The sequence below is a fragment of the Tundrisphaera lichenicola genome (assembly GCF_051175385.1).
In the GTDB taxonomy this organism is placed as follows: Bacteria; Planctomycetota; Planctomycetia; order Isosphaerales; family Isosphaeraceae; genus Tundrisphaera; species Tundrisphaera lichenicola.
This window is the reverse complement of record NZ_CP195106.1, coordinates 795358-815033: the sequence shown is the minus strand read 5'-3', so window position 1 is coordinate 815033 and position 19676 is coordinate 795358. Positions and strand designations below refer to the sequence as shown.

Below are 19676 nucleotides of genomic sequence, written 5' to 3'. Positions count from 1 at the left end.
TCAACCGGCCTTCCGAGGGGTCTTCCGACGAGCGGACGGGACAGGCTGGCCCAGCTTCTGGCGCTTCTCTTCCTCTGTCATCAGGTCGCCTGGGTTCGTGGCCACGACCTCGCCAGCCTTGAGCCCCTGCATGACCTCGGCGTCTTGGTCGCTGGCCTCGCCCAAAGTGACCTCACGCCACTCCACGCCGCCGCCTGGCAACTTCACCACGACGTGATATTCGTCGTCGTAGCGGACCAGGGCGGCAATCGGCACGGTCAGGACGTTGTCCAGTTCGGACACGAGGATCTCGGCGGACGACGACATCCCTGGGCGAAGGTTCAGGCTCGGGTGGGCCTGATCGATGGCCACCCGGACGGCGTAGAGCTTGCCGGAAGGCGAGTTGAAGGAGTGGGGATCGGGCCTGGGAGCAATTTCCTCGACCGTACCATCAAGCGTTTCGTTCGGGGCCGCATCGACCTTGATCAAGACCCGTTGCCCCGGTTCGAGCCGGTCGACCCTGGGTTCCCCGACCCTCAGGTCCACCAGCATCGGGCTGTCGAGGTCGACCACGGAGAGGATCTTCTGACGCTCGCGGACCGTTGCCCCTTCCTCGATCGAACCTCCTGGGCTGATTCCGGGCTGTCCCTCGGCGTAGACGATCACTCCATTGCGGGGGGCCACTAGCACACACGCTTTGATCTGTCGTTCGAGTTTGTCTCCCTTGCTCTTCTCCAACTCCAGGGCCAGTCGCTTGTCTTCTTCATCGACCTGGCAGGCCAGGACGACCTTTTCCAACTCCAGCGTCTTCTTGGGCTTCGAGTACTTTTCGAGTACTTCGAGGCGAATCTCGGCCTGTTCCCGCTCCAGCTTTTCGCGAACAATCCCGAGTTCGGCGGATTCGAGTCGATCATCGATGGTCAGTTCGGCCAAGATCTCGGACGGCCTGGCGGAATCCGCCTGGGGGAGGACCGCATGATCGAGTCGCTTGCGAGCCGCCCGGATCTTCTCCAGCCGTGTACCGGCCCGCTCGATTCGCGACTGGGCCTGATCGATCCGCGACCTCAACTCGGCCTCTTCTTGCCGGGAAATCCCCTCGACGTACTCCTTGACGGAGTATTCGGCGACCTCACGCCCGATCCGAGATCGTTTCAGGGCGTCTTCCGCCGACTTCACGGAGATCCTCTGGTTGACGAGCCGGTCTCGGAGCAAGGACGATTCGAGTTCGCAGACGACATTGCCTTCTTTTACCTTCATCCCCTCGGGTAGGATCGAGATGATGGTCGTCTGGCCCTCGATCTCGCTGACCAGATCCCGCAGCTTCAGGGCCTGGACATTCCCGCGCCCGGAGACCGTAACCCGAAGCTTCCCCGGGCCGACCTTGATGGTCGACTCGTCCTCCTTGGCGGTCGCGGGTGGGGCATCATCCCGGGCTGGTCCATCCTGAGCCAGCAGGACGACGCCGGAGGCGGTCAGGCCCATCAAGAGCAAGGCCGATGCCGCCTTCAAGGTCTGGGTGAGGATCATGGCTCGAATGACTCCCTGGGCCAAAAGTGCGGCAGACCCCGGGGCGATCGCCCGGGACGCGAGGAATCGGATCGCCGCGCGGGCCGTCACGTCGGCCAGCGTGGGGGGGATCGGGATGAGGGGGAGTCGTCCGAAGTCGGGGGTCAGGCCCCGGTCCGAGAGCCGTTCGCGGAGCCGATCGCGGGCCCTCGACTGGCGACTCTTGACCGTCCCGATCGGCCAGCCCGGGTGCCGGGCCGCCTGCTCGTGGGTGCACCCTTCGAGGTCGCAGAGGACCACCGGCGCCCGGTAACGCTCGGGAAGCCTTTCGATTTCCTCGTGGAGGATTCGGGCCAGTTCGTCGACGGGCTCGGTTACTGCCTGCTCGGCAGACCTCGCCGCCCGACGATCCAGACGACTCCGGCGGGCGGCGGTCGCCTTCGCCCCCGAGGCCGCCCGATACGCAACCTGATGGAGCCAGGGGCCCAGCGAGTCGCGGACCCAGAGACCTCGGGCCTTCCGGGCCAGGACCAGGAACGTCGCCTGGAACGCATCCTGCGCATCGTGCGAGTTGGCCAGGACACTCTGGCAGACCCGGAGGACCATCGAGCCATGCCGCTCGACCAGCGCCGCGAACGCCAGCTCGCCCCCCTCGTCCCGGCCGGTCGCGAACCGTTCCAGGAGTTGCCCGTCGGACAGCTCGCGGATCGCCCCCAGATGGAACAGGGCCCCGATCCGCCGATAGGTCGCCCCATCTTTCCCGATTGCCACGTCCGAGACCCTCCGCCGGACCATCGCCCACCCCTATACCCAGAGTAATGCGACAAGTCCGGCCGATGGTTCCGAATCCCGAGGAAATCAATCCTCGATCCGCTTCACCTTCCCCTCCCTCAGCTTCCGAGCGGTCCTCGCCCAGAAGGTCAGGTTGCCCAGCCCGGCGAGGCAGAGTCCGATCGAGAGGCCGACCCAGAGCCCGACGACACCATAATCCAGCCAGAATGCCAGGGCGTAGCCGATCGGAAGCCCGATCCCCCAGTGGGCCAGGAGGTTGCACGCCATCGAGGTCCGGGTGTCCCCCGCCCCCCGGAGGACCCCGGTGGCCACGACCTGGATCCCGTCGAAGAGCTGGAACGCCGCGGCCAGGTAGAACAGGCGGGCCGTGGTCTCGATCACCCGGGCGTCGCCGGTGAAGATCCCGATAATCGGTCGGGCCATCGTCAGGAGGGACAACCCCGAGAGGGTCATGAAAACCGCCCCGATCAGCAGGGCGGTCCAGCCCGAGTTCGAGGCCGCCTTCTCGTCCCCTCGACCGATCGCCTGACCCACCCGGACCGCCCCGGCCGAGGCGATCCCGAGCGGGACCATGTAGGTCAGGCTCGAGATATTCAGGACGATGTTGTGCGACGCCAGGCTCGCGGCGTCGAGCCGACCCGCCAGGGTCGTGGCCGTGGCGAAGACCCCGACCTCCAGCGTCACCTGGATCGCCGCCGGGAGCCCCAGCGCGATCAAGGCCCGGAGCCTCGACCACTCCGGCCGGGGCCAGTCGCGGAACGGATTCCGGCCGGATCTCGATAGCGGGCCGTAGATCGCGAACGCGCCAACCCCGACCGCCAGGAGGTAGGCCCTCGACAGGCAGGTCGTCCAGCCCGCCCCCTCGACCCCCATCCTCGGCAGCCCGAATTTGCCGTGGACCAGCACCCAGCAGCCCGCCGCGTTGATCAGGTTGGCCGTCACCAGCGCGAAGGTGATCGGCTTGACCACGCCCACCCCCTGCAAGTAGCGGCGGAACGCGGCGAAGAGGAGCAAAGGGCCCGTCCCCCAGGCCAACGCCTCCAGGTAAGGGACGGTCAGCCGGATGACTTCGTCCAGGATTCCCATCCGGGGCAGGAGGGTAATGACGCCTAGTATCAGGAGCATCGTCAAGGGCGTCATCGCCGCCGCCAGGTAGACCCCCTGCGCCAGGCTCCGCCTCGCGTCGTCCTCGCGCCCCGCTCCGTGCTCCTGGGACACCAGTGTGTCGAGTCCAAGCAACAGACCGATCCCGAAGATCGCCGAGGCGATGTACAGGTTGCTCCCCAGGCCGACCGCGCCGGTGGCCTCGGCCCCGAGCGGGCCGACGACGATCGTGTCGACGATCCCCATCGCCATCCAGCCCAGCTCGGCCACCACCACCGGCCCGGCCAATCGGAGCATCGGCCCCAATTCCTTGATGAGCCGGGCGGTGCCCTCGACGGGCCGGGTTGAATCGAATTCTCGGAGATTCGTGGACATTCGTGTATTTCTAAGCGGTTCGCCAGGCCCCACCGAAGCGCCGGGGCGGAGGGGCCATCATAAAGATCCGGGGACTTCCCGGGACAGGGGGGAGGACTCCTCCGGTCCCACCCCTCGACTTCCAGGTCCGGCGGCCAGAGGACCAGTCCCCGACAAACCAGCGCAGGTTCGATCTCATTCTCATTTCATGAGCGGACAATTCTCTCGAGCCATGCAAGTTTTGCAAAAATTAAACATTGACGGCAACCTGAATACCATATTAGCTTGATGTCGCATCAGCATTTCAACGATCCGATCGTGATAGTCCAATCGTCCGAATTTCGGAGCCGATCTCCAAAGATTGTTCAAAGCCCAAAGGGCCGACGGTGCCGTCGTGCCGTCCGCTCTTGACGATGTGTCGTCGCCGGAAGGGTTCTACTTCCGGGCATGATTCTCGGGACTTAGCCGTCATAGGAAAGGGAACGGTGATGATCGCGCATCGCCCGAATTCACCCCTCGGCCAGAAGGCGGGGGTTATTCTGATCGGCTTGTGCTGGATTTCGTCGGGCTGTGAATCCTCGGGCCCGCCGCCGGCCGACTCGTGGGTCGTCCCGCCGGCCGCGGAGGCGAAGGTCGCGAAAACCAAGGGGAAGAAGCTCAACGCCAAGCAGGAGGACGCCCGGCTCAGCGGCCGCGAACGACGGGCCCTCCTCAAGGAAAAGGATCCGGGCTGAGCGAGAGGGCGCTCTGTTGCTCAACTGAAGTCATCTTCACAATTCCCACTTGGCGGCTTCACCGGAAACCGGCCGAGAATCCCGAAGATGCCGGCTCGGGGTCCGCGAACGGCGGCCCGAGCCCCGGGGAACGGCCCCGGGCTGAACGAGGGAATCCTCTCATTTCCTTATCTGATTGTTCTTTACGCATTTACTGGGGGCCTGATCGATGTCGAGGCGTGTACGCGGATTTACCCTGATCGAGCTCTTGGTGGTGATCGCGATCATCGCGGTCCTGATCGCCCTGCTGCTGCCGGCCGTCCAGGCGGCGCGCGAGGCGGCCCGCCGGACGCAATGCGTCAACAACATGAAGCAGCTCGGCCTGGCCACGATGAATTACGAGAGTTCGGTCGGCTCCTTCCCGATGGGCGACCACCGGGGCCGGATGCAGGACGGCTCGACGATCCGGCAGAACTTCGGGCCGTTCCTGGCCCTGACCCAGTACTACGAGCAGGGGAACATCTTCAACAACTTCAACAGTAGCCTCATGGTCTGGACCGCGATGAACTCCACCATCAACGGCTTCGGCATGAGCATCCTCTGGTGCCCGAGCGATGCCGCGATCGTCAACTTCCGCTGGCCCGGCGTGGCCGGCGACGGCTGGGAAGACGACACGGTGGTCCCCTTCACCTACTCGAGCTACGCCGCGAACCTCGGGCCGCTCATGTACCACCAGACCGGCGTCGGCGCGCCGAACCTGATGGCCCAGATGAACGGCGTCTTCGCATACCAGGGCGGCATTCCCGGCGACGGGCGGCCGAGCATCGGCGTGACCACGCTGGCCTCCATCACCGACGGGACCAGCAACACGATCCTTTATGGCGAGCACGCCCACGGCCGGATCGCCCAGGGATCGGACGACTTCTACGGGCTCAACTGGTGGACCTCGGGCGACTACGGCGACACCACGTTCTCGACGCTGTTCCCGCCCAACTACTTCGTCGACTCGGTGTCGGCCGAATCCATCCCCAAGATCGTCCCCCGGCAATCGAACTTCGCCTGCACCTCCACCAGCATGCACCCTGGCGGCTGTAATTTCGCCTTCTGCGACGGGTCGGTCCGGTTCATCAAGAACACGGTCAATTCCTGGAACCCACGAAACATCACCTTCAGCAACCCCAACTACACCAGCACCCCGCCCCGGGGCGTCTTCCAGGCCCTCTCCACCCGGAACGGCGGCGAGGTGATCTCGGCCGACTCCTACTGAACGGGGCAATCGCCCGTCTCCCTCGAACGGACGACCCGAAGGCATGCCCGGCCGAAAGTCGGGCATGCCTTCTTCTTATCCCGGGCCTGCTCCCGGAAAGGACCGAGCCGAAGTGGCCACCGACTCAACCCCGGGGCGGATCGCCTCGATGGACCAATTCCGCGGCTACACCGTCGCGGGGATGTTCGTCGTCAATTTCCTGGGGGGCCTGGCGGCCGTCCACTCGGTCTTCAAGCACAACAATGACTACTTCAGTTACGCCGACTCGATCATGCCGAGCTTCATGTTCGCGTGCGGCTTCTCGTACCGGCTGACCTTCATGAAAGCCCTGGCCTCGGGACGCCCCGGGGCCTATCGGAAGACGATCGTCCGGAGCCTGGCTTTGGTCCTGGTCTCGATCGTGGCCTTCGGCGTGGGCGACAAGTTCAAGTCCTGGGGCGAGATGTCCCCCGAGGCCGTCCGCGAGCATATCGCCGCCCTCATCAAGGCGGATCTCTGGGAAGTCCTGGCGATCATCGGGATGGCCCAGCTCCTGATCCTCCCGGCGATCGCCTCCGGCTGGCGGATGCGGCTCGGCGTCTTCTTCGCCTTCGGGCTGCTCCATGTCGGGATCTCGGACCTGTTCAACTGGGACTTCGTCCACGGCCGGCCCAACTGGCTCGACGCCTACTGGGGGGCGGCGGGCCGTCGATGCTGGGACGGGGGGGCCTTCGGCCTGATCGCCTGGGCCCAGCCGATGCTGGCCGGGACCCTGGCCTTCGACGCGGTCTCCGCCAGCGGCCCCGTCCTGGCTGCTCGCCGAATGTTGGTCTGGGGCCTGGCCTTGATGGTGATCGCCTACGCCCTTTCGTGCCTCACGAGGCTCTACGATGTCAACAGCGACATTGACCTCGAACCTGCCGCGACCTCGACCCGGGGCGACCTGGCCGACTCGCCGATCCGTCCCCCGTTCGCCAGGCTGGCCGGTCGAAGCGTGGCATCGCTCCTGGCCGAGCCCCCGTTCGTCGCCCCGCCGCCGGCTTCCGAGCGTCAGCAGAACTACTGGATGATGGGCAAGCGGGTCGTCAGCCTCCCGTTCACCTGGTTCGCCTCCGGTTACGCGTTCGCCCTCTACGCGCTCTTCGTCCTGGCCTGCGACGTCGGCCCGGTCCGCGTCGGTCTGTTCCGGACCCTCGGTCAGAACCCGCTGGCGGCCTACCTGATCCACCACAAGGTCGAGGAAACCGTCCGGATGGTCGTGCCCGGCGACTCCCCCCTCTGGTACTGCCTGGCCGGGCTCGCGGTCTTCTTCCTGGTCAGCTACCTGTTCGTCCGGGCGCTCGAGCGTCAGAAGATTTATATCCGGCTCTGATCCCAAGGGTTCCCCGGAGAAGTCCTACCCGCTCCCGCGTGCTCGTGTGGTTCACGGCCTGCTTAGTTGCGCGGCGAAGTGATGAGACGACGAGCCGGTTGTGGAAGATCCGCAAGTCATGATCTGTGGTAGCCCAAGGAGCGCGATCTCCCTGGGCGACACGACCCTGGACCCCCTACCTCCCCGCCACTGGATACCATCGGACTAGGGATTTCGGCTCTCATCCGTAGATTCAATGTCGCTTTCCTCGGCGCTCTCTACCCGGGGGTTACCATGTCCAGAATCTCAATCGTCCTGCTTCTGGCCGTCCTTGCCGTCTCGTCCCCTCGGGAGGCGTCCGCGTTGATCACCGGAGGTACCGGTAATACCCCCCTCCGCGACCCCGGCTGGCCCACCGGGGCAGCGGCGATCTTCAACCACACTGGCCGCGTCGCATGGTGGGAAGGCCCGCCGTTCGGCGGTGGTCAGTGGCATTCCGAGTGCCGTGGCGACGCGAAGGCCCTCTCAGCCGCGTTGGCCGACTTCGTCAAGCTGGACGTGAAGGTTAAGAAGGTAGTCGTCCATGACGGAGTGGGCCACTCGTTCTGGCTGGCCCCGAACCAGGAGCCGGAGAAACTATCGGCGGCGAAGATCGACTGGGCGTTCAGCCTCTGGGTGCCGGCCAACTGGGAGAAGCTCCGAACACTTCCGGCCGACTTCAACCCGACAGGTGCCGGCGAAACCTCGCCGCCCTCGCAGATCGACGTCTACACCGCCGGCATCGACTGGGCTAGCGTGGCCATCCCGGCGGGAATCGAAGTCATCGATGACCGGTTGGTGGCCCACGGCTTCACGGTAGCCGACGGGCCGGTGATGGAGGGGAAGGTCACCGACCTGACGACCGAGCAGCCCCTGGCCGCCACGATGCGGCTCCAGCGGGTCGATCCTCAGCAGAAGGGCGGCTACCTCTACCCGGTTGTGGCCGAGGCCAAGGCAAACGCCCAGGGCCGCTGGGTGTTGAAGAACGCCCCGGCGGGTTGGGTCCGCGTGGTCGTCGAGGCGGAGGGCTTCGTGCCGCGAATCGCCGGGCATGCCCGCCTCGACGACCAGCCGCGATGGCAGTCCTTCGATATCGGTCTGGTTCGCTCCGCCCCGGTCTCGGGACGGGTCGTCGACGAGGATGGGACGCCCATGGCCGACGTCAACGTGAGATTCGGCAACGTCCAGGCCACGTCCGGCGGCAGATATCAGTCTCCATCGGAGTATAAATTCAAGACGGACGCCAACGGACGTTTCCGCGCCGAGACGATCCCGGCCGGCACGGCGTCGATCTGGGTCAACAAGCCGGGCTATTACGGGCCCGGCCTGGGTCATCCCGTCAAGTCGCCGGAAGAGAACGTAGAGATCCGCATGAACAGGGCCGGAAGCGTCCTGATAACGGTGGATTTCGAAGGCAAGAAGCGGGTCGGTGAATACGTGGTCAAGATCTCGCCGGAGGGTGGTGACGTGGTGGGCTCCTACGGCGGATCGGGGAACATCGACGACAGGGATCAGATGAATTTCGCGATCCTGCCGCCGGGCCGCTACATCCTGACCGGGCGACCGAACCCAGGTCCGGACAGCGAGGAAACCGAGCCGGTCACGATCGACGTAAAGGGTGGCCTGGCGGCGGAGGTCATTCTCAAGGCGAAGTGAGCAACCCTCACGGCTTTTCGCCGGATTGGCGCACGAAAAATACCCTTCCGCCAGGGAACGACCGGACAGGATGGCCACTCCAAGGGTCATTCGCCGGTTCGCTCCTTCACCAGAGCGCTGATCTGCTTGAATTTCGGGTGCTCGGCCCCTTCGGTCCACTCGAAGAGGACGGATTCGGTCGTGGAGACGACCGCCCCGGCCCGCTCCAGGCGTCGGAGGGCGAACTCGTAGTCGACGGCAAACCGGGAGCCGACCGCGTCGGCCGGGACCTGCACCTCGTAGCCCAACCGGAGGAGTTCCAGCGAGGTCTGCGCGATGCAGACATGAGCCTCGATCCCGACCAGCGTGACATGCCGGATGCCCCGGGAGGCCAGAGACTCGGAAATTCCGGGAGCGCCGAGGGCGTGGAAGGTGGTCTTGGCGGCTCGGTCGAGGATCAAGCCGGCCAGTTCCGGCACGGTCGGGCCAAGCCCTTTGGGATATTGCTCCGTGGCGAAGGTCGGGATTTCCAGGATCCCTGCCCCCCGGATCAGTCGAATGACCTGGGTGAGCAAGTGGTCTCGGTCCCGGATCGACGGCAGGAGCTTCTCCTGGACGTCGACGACCAGGAGGGCCCCATCACCGGCCCGGAATCGTTCCTGCTTCGACATCAGCCACCCCTCTCGATCGCGATTTTCCCGGACGAAATGACGATGAAGATGCCGCCATGCAACTCGGCGGGCTTTCGCTTGGAGTGTCGTCGTCGGTATCGTTATGATAATCAACTCGAATGACGGGTGGGGATGGTCCGACCCCGGACCAACTTCGGATTTTGACGCGCACCTCGGGCGGGAGCCGCTGATCGTGGCCGAGAAGCCTCGACTCCTGGTCATCGAGCGCGACACGCCGGAAGCGGCCTCGACACGCCAACTGCTGGCCGAGGGCTTCGAGGTCGTCCGCGCCCGGACCATGGCCCGCGCCCTGGTCCTGCTCCGCGAGCAACAGTTCGCCGGAGTCTATGTCGATGCCGGGCAACTCGCCTCGGTCCGATGGGCCGGAGTCCTGATCCAGGCCGACGAGATCCTCGATGCCATCGCCGACGGCGTGGCCGTGGTCGACCCGGACCTCCAGGTGATCTGGGCCAATCCCGAATTCCACCTCCTGGCAGACCCCGAGATCGAATTGATCGGGAGCAAGTTCTATCGGACGCTCGGGTCGCCCGAGATCCTGGGCCCGACCGATTGCCCGTTCACCGCCGCCGTCGCCTCGCGAACGCCGGCCAACACCTCGCTCCGGATCGACGCCAATCGATATCTGCGAGTCACCGCCACCCCGGTCTTCGACGGATCGGGGGCCCTCACCCATCTGATCGCCCTGACGAGAGACATCACCGACGAGACGCTCCAGCAGCAAAAGATCAGCGCCATCCACAAGGCCGGCGACGAACTCGCCGATCTCACCCCCGAAGAGCTGACCGAGATGGGGGTTGAGGAGCGGACCGATCTCCTCAAATACAATATCGGCCGCCACATGCGCGACCTCCTGGGGCTCGACTTCATCGAGATCCGCCTGCTCGACCGGATCACTGGCCGGCTCGTCCCGCTCCTGACCGAAGGAATGACCAGCCTGGCAGCCAGCCGCGAGCTGTTTGCTCGGAAAGAAGGCAATGGCGTGACCGGTTATGTGGCCGCCACGGGCCAGAGCTATCTTTGTCTTGATACCGAAGCCGACCCACTTTATCTGGAAGGAGCCGCCGGGGCTCGCAGCTCGTTGACGGTCCCCTTGATCTATCACGGGATCGTGATCGGGACATTGAATGTCGAGAACGGGCAAGTCAACGCCTTCGACGATCGCGATCGCCAGTTCCTGGAGATCTACGCGCGCAACGTGGCCTCGGCACTGAACACGCTGGAGCTTCTCCAGGCCGAAAAGCTCAGCACGGCCACGGCTTCGGTCGAGGCCATCAGCCGCGAGCTGGCCTTGCCGATCGACGACATCCTGAACGATGCGACCACCGTCCTGGACCGCTACGCCGGTCATGATGAGGACATCGTCGCGCGGCTCCGCCACCTCCTGTTTCGTGCCCGAGAGATCCGGAGCCTGATCCAGAAGGTCGGCTCGACCCTGGCCCCCGAGCCTCGACGGAACGGCCCTCCGTCGCAGCTCAGGCTGGCCGGGACCGGCGTGTTGATGGTCGATGCCGACGAGACCGTCCGGCGGGCGGCACACCAGATGCTAGGCAGGCAAGGGGCGATCGTGGAGACCGCCCGGGACGCCCAGGAGGCGATCGCCCTGGCTCGCCAGACTCCGTATTCCGCCGCCGTGGTCGACATTCGTTTGCCCGACCTCGATGGCTACGAGACCTATCGAAGACTTCGCGAGGTCCAGCCCGGTGTCCCGGTCATCCTGATGACCGGGTTCGGCTATGACCCGAGTCATTCGATCGTTAAGGCTCGGCAGGACGGCCTCCGGACCGTGCTCTACAAACCATTCCGCGCCGATCGACTCCTGGAAGCCATCGAAGACGCCCTCCACCCCCCGGCTCCTCCGACTCAATTGACCCCGCCAGGCGATGGAGAAGAGCCCCACCCGTCCGTCGGGCCCGCTGCTTCCCCCGAGGTTCCGCACCATGATGGCTGATTGGCTCGTCTTGATCTCCCTCGTGATTGGACATCTTGCTCTCTTCGTACTGACCTTGAATCTCCTCCATTCGACCAACGTGCCCGAGAAGCTGCTCGATGTCCTGAACCTGACGCTCCTCTCAGCAACGCTGATTGCTTTACCATTCCTGGTCACGCAAGGGCCCTGGACCTCGTGGGCGATCCTTCCGAAGGCGTACGGGGCTCTCTGTCTTGGCACGACATGGATCGGGCTACCGGCCGTCACCCTGTTGAGGGCCTGCCGGCGGACCCCCGCCGGGGTGGCAACCCGAGGCGAGGAGATCAACCTGGGAGCGATTCTCGGTCGCGACCGGATGGTCGGCGAGGGGGGGCATTGGTGGATGTTGCGCCTGCCGGGCAATCACTCGCTCAGGCTCCAGCGGGTCGAGTGCGACCTCAACCTCCCCGGCCTCCCGCCCGCGTTGGACGGCCTGAATATCGTCCAGGTCACCGATCTTCACTTCTCGGACTGCTACCGCCGGGAATTCTTCGAGATCGTCGCCGAGGAGGCCGCCCGCTGGGAGGCCGACCTCATCACATTCACCGGCGATCTGCTCGACGACCCCGAGACGATGAGTTGGGTGGAGCCGGTCCTCTCCAAACTCCGCGGCCGACTGGGCCAGTTCGCGATCCTGGGCAACCACGACCATCGACTCCGCCCCGGCCGGGCTCGCCGGGCCCTCCGACGCGCGGGGTTCGAGGATCTCGAGGGACGATGGACGAGGCTCGAACTCGATGGGGCAGCCCTGGCGATCGGAGGCACCTCCGAACCGTGGGGCCCGCAAATCGACTACAACTCGATGCCCGAGGCCGACTTCCGAATCCTATTGAGCCATTCCCCCGACCAGTTCCCCCGGGCGTCCTCCAGGGGAGTGGACCTGGTCCTGGCCGGCCACAATCACGGAGGGCAGATTCGACTGCCGGTCTTCGGCCCGCTCCTGATGCCCAGCCGATACAGCCGCCACTTCGATCGCGGGTTCTTCCGCGCCGGCTCCTCGCTGCTCTATGTCAGCCAGGGCGTGGCTGGCAAGCACCCGATCCGGTACGGCTGCTTCCCCGAGATCACCCGCTTCACCCTCCGGGCCACCCCCGCCGCCCGGCCCCCGCACTCCCAGGAGCGGTCGAACGCGGAACTGATCCGCGAATATTGAAGGCTCACCGAGTGGAAGAATCGGATCGGGCGCTCAGGCGTCGAGCCCCGTAGGTCCCGCCGATGCAATATTTGCAGGTGCAACCCGGGGGCTTTCCGTTCGCCCCCGGCCAGTAGCGCCAGCCGACCACCTGGGGTAAGGATCGGATCCGATGGATCTCGTCGGGGGCAATCCTTCTCGGGATGATCACCTCCCAACCTTCTCGGCTCTCCGACGACAGGAATTCGGCCACCGCCTCCGCCGCTCTCATCTGCCCGTGCGCCTGCCCATAATGCCCCACCCAGACCATTTCGTCGTCGCTGATCCTGAAATAGACACCAGCGATGATACCCTGCCCTCGTCGCTTCAATTCGCGAAGCCATTGGTGTGAGACGTAGAAATTGCGGGTGACGGGCAGGGCAAAGAGTCCGCCTGGAACCCCGCCGACATTCTTGCGAAGCCGTCCGATTCCATTCTTGCGGATCAACGCAACGCGAGATTCTGGGGCCAGATGGACGAAGATCGGCATCGCAGTCCCTGACGCTCATCGATCACGAAGTCCGGGGCGGGCTCGGCACATGCAGGAGGTCGGGCCCGGCCCCGGCGGCGGGGCTTTCGGGTTGGAGCCGTAGGTCCTCGGGGCGCAGGGTCCAGGCAGCCCGTTCGGGGTCCCATTCGTCGAGGAACTTGAGGTCTCCGTGGAAGGGCGACTCCTCGCGTCGGCCGACGGCCACCCCCCAATCGTCGCGATTGAAGCGGGTGGGGAGTGCTCCGGGCAGGGTGGTCTGATCGCGCCGGTAGACGTTAATCTGGTGGTAGGCGACCGACCGGCCTTCCCAATGGATCCGGTCGCGAAGCTGTTCGAGATCCCCCTGGCCGTCGACCCGGAAGAGGGGGTCGTCGGGGTCGTTGGTCGCGAGGATCGTGTCCCGGGCCGAGAAATCGGCGACGGGCAACTCGGGCTGGCCCGGGGTGCTCTGGAGTCGGGCGAGGCCGCCAGCCAGCCGGGCATGAACCTGGCGGAGCACCACCTTGATCGGGCCGGCGGTCCGGCCCCGAGGGAGGCCGTGTCCGTGGACCAGGGTCCCGCCGGTGGCGATCGCGGCATTATCGATGTCGAGGTCGATTGAACGGCCGGGACCGACATCGATCAGGTCGTCACCCACCCGGAACAGGGAGTCCTTGAGCCGGATCCTCGCGGGAAGCGCCGGGTCGAATGCCAATCCCTGGGCCTCGCTGTTAGGCTCTCCGGCCAGGACGGTCACGACGGCCGATCGGAGGATTTCCCCCTCGATGGTCACCGTGCAATCGGTCAACGAGAGGTCGGCCGACCCCGGTTTCATGCCGAAGACGGACCAGCCACGCGTTGGCGACTTGGGGGCGTCGGCCAGAGGCAGGACGATATCGATTCCTTCGAGGCGTAGTCCACCCGAGGGGACGGTCAACAAGGCGGGCCAGGGGCCGGAGGCAGAGTCCGCGACCGGCTCGGGACGGAAGCGGAATCGAGGTCGATTCGTGCCTCGATCGGCCCGGATCACCCAGCCCGACGAGCCCAGGGGACGGCAGGCCGGGAGGGTCCAGTCGGCATCGGCGGCCACCACCAGCGTCTTCGGGCCGAGTCCGGTCGCGGGCCGGGCCAGAGCGTCGAGAAACTGTCGGACGGTCCGGATCACCCCCGATTCCGCGTTCGATACAACCGGGGCCGGTTCCTCGGGTTTGGACGGGGCCGAGACGGCGGGCGAGGTCGGAGGAGCCGCGATCGGGCGTTCGGGATCGACCGGCATCGGCATTGGTACGAGCCCGCCGGTCGGCACGTCCTCCGGCTCATCATCCAGGGAAAAGCCACCAATCCGAGTGGGCAATTCCAGGGGCATCTCCATCATTTCTTCGGCCTGATCCTTCGACCCGGGCCGGGTTGAGACCACCAGCGGCGGGGCTTCGGTGGCCGACTCTCGGGATCGTGTGGGATTGGTCCCCTCGCGACGCTCGACGGGTTCGAGATCGTCCGGGATCGGGTTCGAGGCCAGGACCGACACCGGGGCAGCCGCCCCGATGATGGGGGCGAGGAGCGGCCCGACCGGCCCATTTCGCGCGCCGACCCGAGGGGGCGACGAGCGAGCGAGGGTCAGTCGGAACGCCCGGGAGGGCGTCGAGGAGCCCTGGATCGAGGTGGAGGCCAAGGCCAGCGTATCGAGAGGGTCGTGATCCTCCCAGGGGGGAGCCTCGGCGGCCACCGAGCCGGCCTCCCGGATCACGCTGGGGTCGTCGGCCCAGGCCTCGAAAGTCCGGGTCGGCGCGCGGAGCCCGGCGGGCCTGAGGTAGGCGCCGATCCGACCGTAGAGATTGTCCAGTCCCCTCCAGTCGAGCCGATCCGCCCCTTCGATCGCGACCAGGGTTGCCGGCGGCGAGGCGATCGTCGGCGCCGAGAAGACCGAATCCGAGACCCGAACCCTTGGCGCGGTCCCGACGAAACGGAAGACAGGCCCGGCGCCCGCCAGGACGCTGACGTGCGCCAGGCTGAGATCGAGGGGGATCATCCCGGACTGAGGATTGTCCGACCCGAAAGTGGCCAGGTCGGCCGGAGCCGGGCCGAACGTGCAGTCGCGAAAGGCGAGATCGGCCGGGCCGGAGACGATCACCCCCGCCTGGCCCCCATCGAAATCGGACGAGTCGACGGCCAGGGAGACGGCCGCCCGATCGGTCGAGGAGACGGAAGGATCCTGGGCCGTTGAGCGGACCAGGATGGCCGCCGGGCGGGTCCCGGAGGTCATCGTCCCCGATCGCCGGAACGAACACCGCCGAATCGTCACATCGGCATCTTCGAGACGGATTGCCGAAGACGAGTCGCCCGCCTCGACCAGGAAGTCCAGGCCTTCGAGCGTCAACCGACCGCCGGCCAGGTCGAGGATCGCGAGCGGACCCGAGCCGCCCAGGGGAGAAAGGTCGCGGGGGAGTCGGAGGACGGGGCGGACGCCGGTCTCGGCCCGAATCGTCAGATCGAGCCCGGACATCTTCCGTGATTTCGACCCTCGGAGATCGTATGGTCCCTTGTCCGCCAGAAGGATGGTCGAGCGGGGCGGGGCCTCGGCCATGACCCGGAGCAGGTCGTCCCGGGAGTCGACCGCGAATTCGCGAGGGGGGTCGACCTCGGGCGTCGGGAGCGGCTGGACGGCGGCCGGCGCGGTCGTTCGTTGGACCTTCGGTATCGTCCTGATCGGAAGCGGCGTCGGGCCGGGATCGCCGATCGTCGACGGAGCAATCGGGCCGTCTCCCCACCAGGCCAGGAAGCCCAGGAGCATCAGGAAGGCCAGGCCGGGAACCCCCCAGACCACGTGCCGGACCCAGCCCGGCGTCGGGGCCGGGGCCATCCAGACCAGCCCTTCCGGATTGAGCGAGCGGAGCCCGAGCGAGCCGGCGACCGTCAGGAGGTCGCGGACCAGCAATTCGGGCGTCTGATAGCGCCGGTCGCGATCCTTGGCCATCAACTTGACCAGGATCGCCGCCAGGTCATCGGTCACCGCCGGGTTCAAATCGCGGATGTCCGGCGGCGCCTCTTCCTGGTGCGAGATGAGCTTCTGGAGGACCGTCCCCTCGGGAAATGGCGGCCGTCCCGAGAGCATGTGGAACAGGGTGCAGCCCAGCGAGTACAGGTCGCCCCGGACGTCGACGTCGCGAGGATCCCGGGCCTGCTCGGGACTGATGTAGTCGAAGGTCCCCAGGGTCATGCCGCTCTGGGTCAGGCCGTTGTCCTGGCCCCGCTCGAACCGGCGGGCCAGCCCCATGTCCACCAGCTTGGCCCGACCCTGCGGCGTCACGATGATGTTCGACGGCTTGATGTCGCGGTGGACGACGCCTCGCTCGGAGGCGTGGACCAGCGCGTTGCCGATCTGGAGCGTGAAATTGATCGCGTCGCCGACCGGGAGCGGGCCATCCCGCTCGACCCGCTGGCGGATCGTGGTGCCTTCAATGTATTCGAAGGCAATATAGTGATATTTGCCGTCGTCGCCGATCGTGTAGACCCGCGCGATATTCTCGTGATCGAGCCGGGCGGCCGCCCGCCCTTCCTGGTGATATCGGAGCACGACTTCGGGGTCGACCGCCTGATCGGGGGGCAAGATCTTCAATGCAACCAGGCGATCGAGCTTGGTGTCGATGGCCCGGAAGACCGCCCCCATCCCGCCCGCCCCGATCGACTCCTGCAATTCGAAGACGTCGACCATGTCGCCGGGAACCGGCAGCGGGAGGACCTCCGGACGCTGGATCGAGACCCGACGCTCGGAAGCCGACCCCAGGCCCGAAGCCGAACCAACCGGGGCCGATCGGACCGTCGGCGGGTCCAGGCCCTCGACCGGTTCTCCCTCCGGGGAGACGATCGCAGGCCCCAGACCGCTGGCCTTGGAACCCCCGGGATCGGGCTTAGGGTCGAATTCCGGCATTGAATGGCACTCTCGGGAAACGGGGTGAGAGACCCCCGGCGGTGACACTCCGTTGCTCCACGCTTCGAGTGAAGTCATTCAGGGACGCGAATAAGATAGGCGCATGCAATCGCGTCGGACCCAGCCGAACTATAGAGGGTCCGGTCCCTCCTGTCAATTATGATGGTCATTCGAGCCCCGCGATCAAGTTGGCCCCGTCGATTTTCTTCGACGAGACTCCCCGACCTCACATTTCGCCCACACTACCCCACTCTTCCAAAGCCATAAAACCCCGCGAATTCGATTACCGGGCATTCGATCAGCCGATCCAGCGGGACGAGGGCCTGCGAGAGTGGAGCGGGGACCACGCCCTTGTTCGGCATTCGGGGCGTCTGTCCAATGCTTGGTACGACTTGGTCTCTCCATCTTTAGCGGAGACTGCTCGACCATGGCTCGTCGCTTGCTCGTCGTGGAACGTCGGCTCTGGCTCCGCGACAAGGGGTTGATCCTGGACCCGGGCATCATCCCGGTCGGAGGTGAACCGATCGGGGTCGGGAGTCAGGTCGTCCTGAGGCGACCCGATGGCTCGACCTGCGCGGCGGTCATCCGAGGGACCTCGACCGACTCCGGTTCCGCGACGGCGGGCCGGATCCGGCTATTGCTGGACGAGGTCGGGAGGGACGACGTCCCGATCGGCACCGAAGTCTGGTCGAACGATTGATTTTCCAACCAATATTACAAACATGATCAATATAGATCACAACTCCGCGACCTCCCATGGCGATCGGGCCGCGACCAAGAAACCTGGCGCTTGAGTCCGTCCTCCGATCGGGCTATTCTCGCCCGACAAATGTTTGAGAATTTGCAAACCGAACCCGACCGGAGGATCCTCGGATGAATCGCGGGAACAAGGGGAATCTCCCGTCACTCCTGGCCGTCGTCCTGGTCTCCGCGGGGTTTGCCGGGGCCTCGCATGCCCGGGCGGGCGACGGGCCGAGGAGTCTTGTCGCGATCGACGTGGATCGCCCGATGTCCCCGCCGTCCTGGGCTCTCCTGGAACGCCAACTCTTGCGGGCCAACGAGAAGGCTTGCTCGGAGTTTTTCGCTCGCTACTTCGACGAGCGTGGCTACCTGGATTGCGTCGAGCGTTGGGGGGGCGACGACGGGCCGGACGATGCGAGCGAGAACTTCACCGACTGGACCATCCTCCACGCGATCGGGGCGTCGGACTCCGTCCTGCTCGCCTACAAGAAAGGCTGGGAAGGCCACCTCCGCCAGTTCACGGCGGCGAAGACGAAGGAGGTCCCATTCGCTCGCGAAGGGATGTACTTCAAGGAATTCCCGGTGATGTTCGACTGGCTCCACAATGGCGAGGGGCTCAACCCGTTCCAGCAGCAGGGTCTTTCCGACCCCGGCGACGTCCGCTTCCGACATCGGGTGATCCGCTACGCGGGCTTCTATCTGAACGAGGACCCCGGGGCCCCCAATTACGACCCCGAGCACAAGCTGATCCGGAGCCTCTTCAACGGGAGTCGAGGCCCACTCCTCCGCAAGGCCACCGCGGTCGACTGGGCGGGCGACCCGATCGAGGTGGTCCACCGGTTCAAGCCCCGTCACGGCGAAGACTCGTACGACCAGATGCTCGAACATTTCAAGGACTACAACGACATCGTCGGCGACCACCCCGAAAATCTCGTCGCCACCTGCCTGCCCCTGAATGCCTACATGCTCACCCACGAGGGGAAATACAAGGATTGGCTGATCGCCTACATGGAAGCCTGGCGACGGCGGATGATCGACAATGGCGGGATCATCCCCACGAACATCGGGCTCGACGGCAAGATCGGCAGCGATGCCGACGGCAAGTGGTATGGGGGCGTCTACGGTTGGGGCTTCACCGTGATCGACCCCGCCACCAGGAAGCCGGTCCACCGGAACCTCCACCACCTCGGCCTGATCGGGTTCGGCAACGTCTACCTGCTGACCGGCGACGATCGGTTCCTCGAACCCTGGCGTCGGCAGATCGACAAGATCAATGCTCAAATGAAGATAATCGACGACAAACCTCACTATCCGACCATGTATGGCGACCAGGGCTGGTACAATTTCACCCCCCAGGCGTATCGCCACGGCGCGTCGGAGATCGCCTTCTGGTCGATGCGGGCCGAGGACCTCGCGCGGGTCTCGGAGGACCCCTGGTTCGCATTCCTCGACGGCAAGAATCCCGGCTATCCCGAGCAAGCCTTGGTCTCGGACCTCCAGTCGATCCGCCAGAAGGTCGCCGGGATGCGGCTCGATGACACCACGCCCGACACCCGACTGGCCGACGACCCGCTCTCGTTCAATCCCGCGACCATCAACTCGCTGATTCACCTGACCCTGGGCGGACTTCCCATCGGCAACCAGACCAACGCCCTGCACGCCCGGGTCCGCTACTTCGACCCGGTGGCCCGCCGGGCGGGTCTCCCCCCCGACGTGGCCGCGCTCGTCGAGGGGATGTCGGCCGAGGAAACCATCCTGACACTCGTGAACGTCGACCAGTCCGACCCTCGCGAGGTGATCGTCCACGCGGGCACTTATGCCGAACATCAATGGGAATCGGTGCTCCTGGATGGGAAGTCGATCCCGATCGACGGGCCCGACCTGACCGTCCGGCTCGCCCCAGGATCGGGCGCCTCGCTGAAATTCCGGGTGAAGCGTTATGCCAACCCCCCCACCCTGGCCTTCCCCTGGGACTGAGGCCGCCCATCGA

The 19676-nt window shown here is 65.7% G+C and carries 13 protein-coding genes; 8 read left to right on the top strand and 5 right to left on the bottom strand.

Annotated features, from left to right (window positions below; genetic code table 11):
• Together P12x_RS03120 and P12x_RS03115 are read right to left on the bottom strand one after the other, a co-directional pair.
• A complete protein-coding gene (locus P12x_RS03120) occupies positions 1–2256 on the bottom strand; it encodes a sigma-70 family RNA polymerase sigma factor (protein ID WP_435009373.1) in 2256 nt (751 codons plus the stop codon).
• Positions 2257–2343: 87 nt separating this feature from the next.
• Positions 2344–3756 (bottom strand): MATE family efflux transporter, encoded by a 1413-nt coding sequence (locus P12x_RS03115; RefSeq protein WP_435009372.1) that lies wholly within the window; start codon positions 3754–3756, stop codon positions 2344–2346.
• Between the two features lie 467 nt (positions 3757–4223).
• On the opposite strand from P12x_RS03115, the gene P12x_RS03110 reads away from it, so the two are divergent.
• The 4 genes from P12x_RS03110 to P12x_RS03095 all read left to right on the top strand — a co-directional run bounded on the left by P12x_RS03110 (position 4224) and on the right by P12x_RS03095 (position 8740).
• Positions 4224–4469, top strand: coding sequence for a hypothetical protein (locus P12x_RS03110; RefSeq protein ID WP_435009371.1), 246 nt, complete (start codon positions 4224–4226; stop codon positions 4467–4469).
• 208 nt (positions 4470–4677) lie between these two features.
• Positions 4678–5715 carry a DUF1559 domain-containing protein gene (locus tag P12x_RS03105; protein ID WP_435009370.1) on the top strand — a complete coding sequence of 346 codons (1038 nt, stop codon included), beginning with the start codon at positions 4678–4680 and terminating at the stop codon, positions 5713–5715.
• A gap of 148 nt (positions 5716–5863) precedes the next feature.
• Positions 5864–7066: a hypothetical protein gene (locus P12x_RS03100; RefSeq protein ID WP_435009368.1), complete on the top strand. Its 1203-nt coding sequence runs from the start codon at positions 5864–5866 to the stop codon at positions 7064–7066.
• Positions 7067–7339: 273 nt separating this feature from the next.
• A complete protein-coding gene (locus P12x_RS03095) occupies positions 7340–8740 on the top strand; it encodes a carboxypeptidase-like regulatory domain-containing protein (protein ID WP_435009367.1) in 1401 nt (466 codons plus the stop codon).
• Between the two features lie 86 nt (positions 8741–8826).
• Here the strand turns inward: P12x_RS03095 and P12x_RS03090 are convergent, their stop codons facing one another.
• A complete protein-coding gene (locus P12x_RS03090) occupies positions 8827–9390 on the bottom strand; it encodes a hydrolase (RefSeq protein ID WP_435009366.1) in 564 nt (187 codons plus the stop codon).
• Positions 9391–9583: 193 nt separating this feature from the next.
• Between P12x_RS03090 and P12x_RS03085 the strand changes: the two genes are divergently transcribed.
• Both P12x_RS03085 and P12x_RS03080 read left to right on the top strand, forming a co-directional pair.
• Positions 9584–11359: a response regulator gene (locus P12x_RS03085; RefSeq protein WP_435009365.1), complete on the top strand. Its 1776-nt coding sequence runs from the start codon at positions 9584–9586 to the stop codon at positions 11357–11359.
• Positions 11349–12530: a metallophosphoesterase gene (locus tag P12x_RS03080; protein ID WP_435009364.1), complete on the top strand. Its 1182-nt coding sequence runs from the start codon at positions 11349–11351 to the stop codon at positions 12528–12530. The genes P12x_RS03085 and P12x_RS03080 overlap by 11 nt, the downstream gene beginning before the upstream one ends.
• 4 nt (positions 12531–12534) lie before the next feature.
• On the opposite strand, the gene P12x_RS03075 is transcribed toward P12x_RS03080, so the two are convergent.
• A complete protein-coding gene (locus P12x_RS03075; RefSeq protein ID WP_435009363.1) occupies positions 12535–13038 on the bottom strand; it encodes a hypothetical protein in 504 nt (167 codons plus the stop codon).
• A 22-nt stretch (positions 13039–13060) separates the two neighbouring features.
• Entirely contained in the window at positions 13061–16945 is a 3885-nt protein-coding gene (locus P12x_RS03070; RefSeq protein WP_435009362.1) for a protein kinase domain-containing protein, read from the bottom strand.
• A gap of 427 nt (positions 16946–17372) precedes the next feature.
• Between P12x_RS03070 and P12x_RS03065 the strand changes: the two genes are divergently transcribed.
• Together P12x_RS03065 and P12x_RS03060 are read left to right on the top strand one after the other, a co-directional pair.
• Positions 17373–17645, top strand: coding sequence for a hypothetical protein (locus tag P12x_RS03065; protein WP_435009361.1), 273 nt, complete (start codon positions 17373–17375; stop codon positions 17643–17645).
• Positions 17646–17818: 173 nt separating this feature from the next.
• Positions 17819–19663 carry a hypothetical protein gene (locus P12x_RS03060; protein WP_435009360.1) on the top strand — a complete coding sequence of 615 codons (1845 nt, stop codon included), beginning with the start codon at positions 17819–17821 and terminating at the stop codon, positions 19661–19663.
• The last annotated feature ends 13 nt before the right edge of the window (positions 19664–19676 follow it).

Coding starts and splice junctions, on each gene's coding strand:
- P12x_RS03115 (WP_435009372.1), bottom strand. CDS start 3,756: ATGTCCACGAATCTCCGAGAATTCGATTCAACCCGGCCCGTCGAGGGC.
- P12x_RS03110 (WP_435009371.1), top strand. CDS start 4,224: ATGATCGCGCATCGCCCGAATTCACCCCTCGGCCAGAAGGCGGGGGTT.
- P12x_RS03105 (WP_435009370.1), top strand. CDS start 4,678: ATGTCGAGGCGTGTACGCGGATTTACCCTGATCGAGCTCTTGGTGGTG.
- P12x_RS03100 (WP_435009368.1), top strand. CDS start 5,864: ATGGACCAATTCCGCGGCTACACCGTCGCGGGGATGTTCGTCGTCAAT.
- P12x_RS03095 (WP_435009367.1), top strand. CDS start 7,340: ATGTCCAGAATCTCAATCGTCCTGCTTCTGGCCGTCCTTGCCGTCTCG.
- P12x_RS03090 (WP_435009366.1), bottom strand. CDS start 9,390: ATGTCGAAGCAGGAACGATTCCGGGCCGGTGATGGGGCCCTCCTGGTC.
- P12x_RS03080 (WP_435009364.1), top strand. CDS start 11,349: ATGATGGCTGATTGGCTCGTCTTGATCTCCCTCGTGATTGGACATCTT.
- P12x_RS03075 (WP_435009363.1), bottom strand. CDS start 13,038: ATGCCGATCTTCGTCCATCTGGCCCCAGAATCTCGCGTTGCGTTGATC.
- P12x_RS03070 (WP_435009362.1), bottom strand. CDS start 16,945: ATGCCGGAATTCGACCCTAAGCCCGATCCCGGGGGTTCCAAGGCCAGC.
- P12x_RS03065 (WP_435009361.1), top strand. CDS start 17,373: ATGGCTCGTCGCTTGCTCGTCGTGGAACGTCGGCTCTGGCTCCGCGAC.
- P12x_RS03060 (WP_435009360.1), top strand. CDS start 17,819: ATGAATCGCGGGAACAAGGGGAATCTCCCGTCACTCCTGGCCGTCGTC.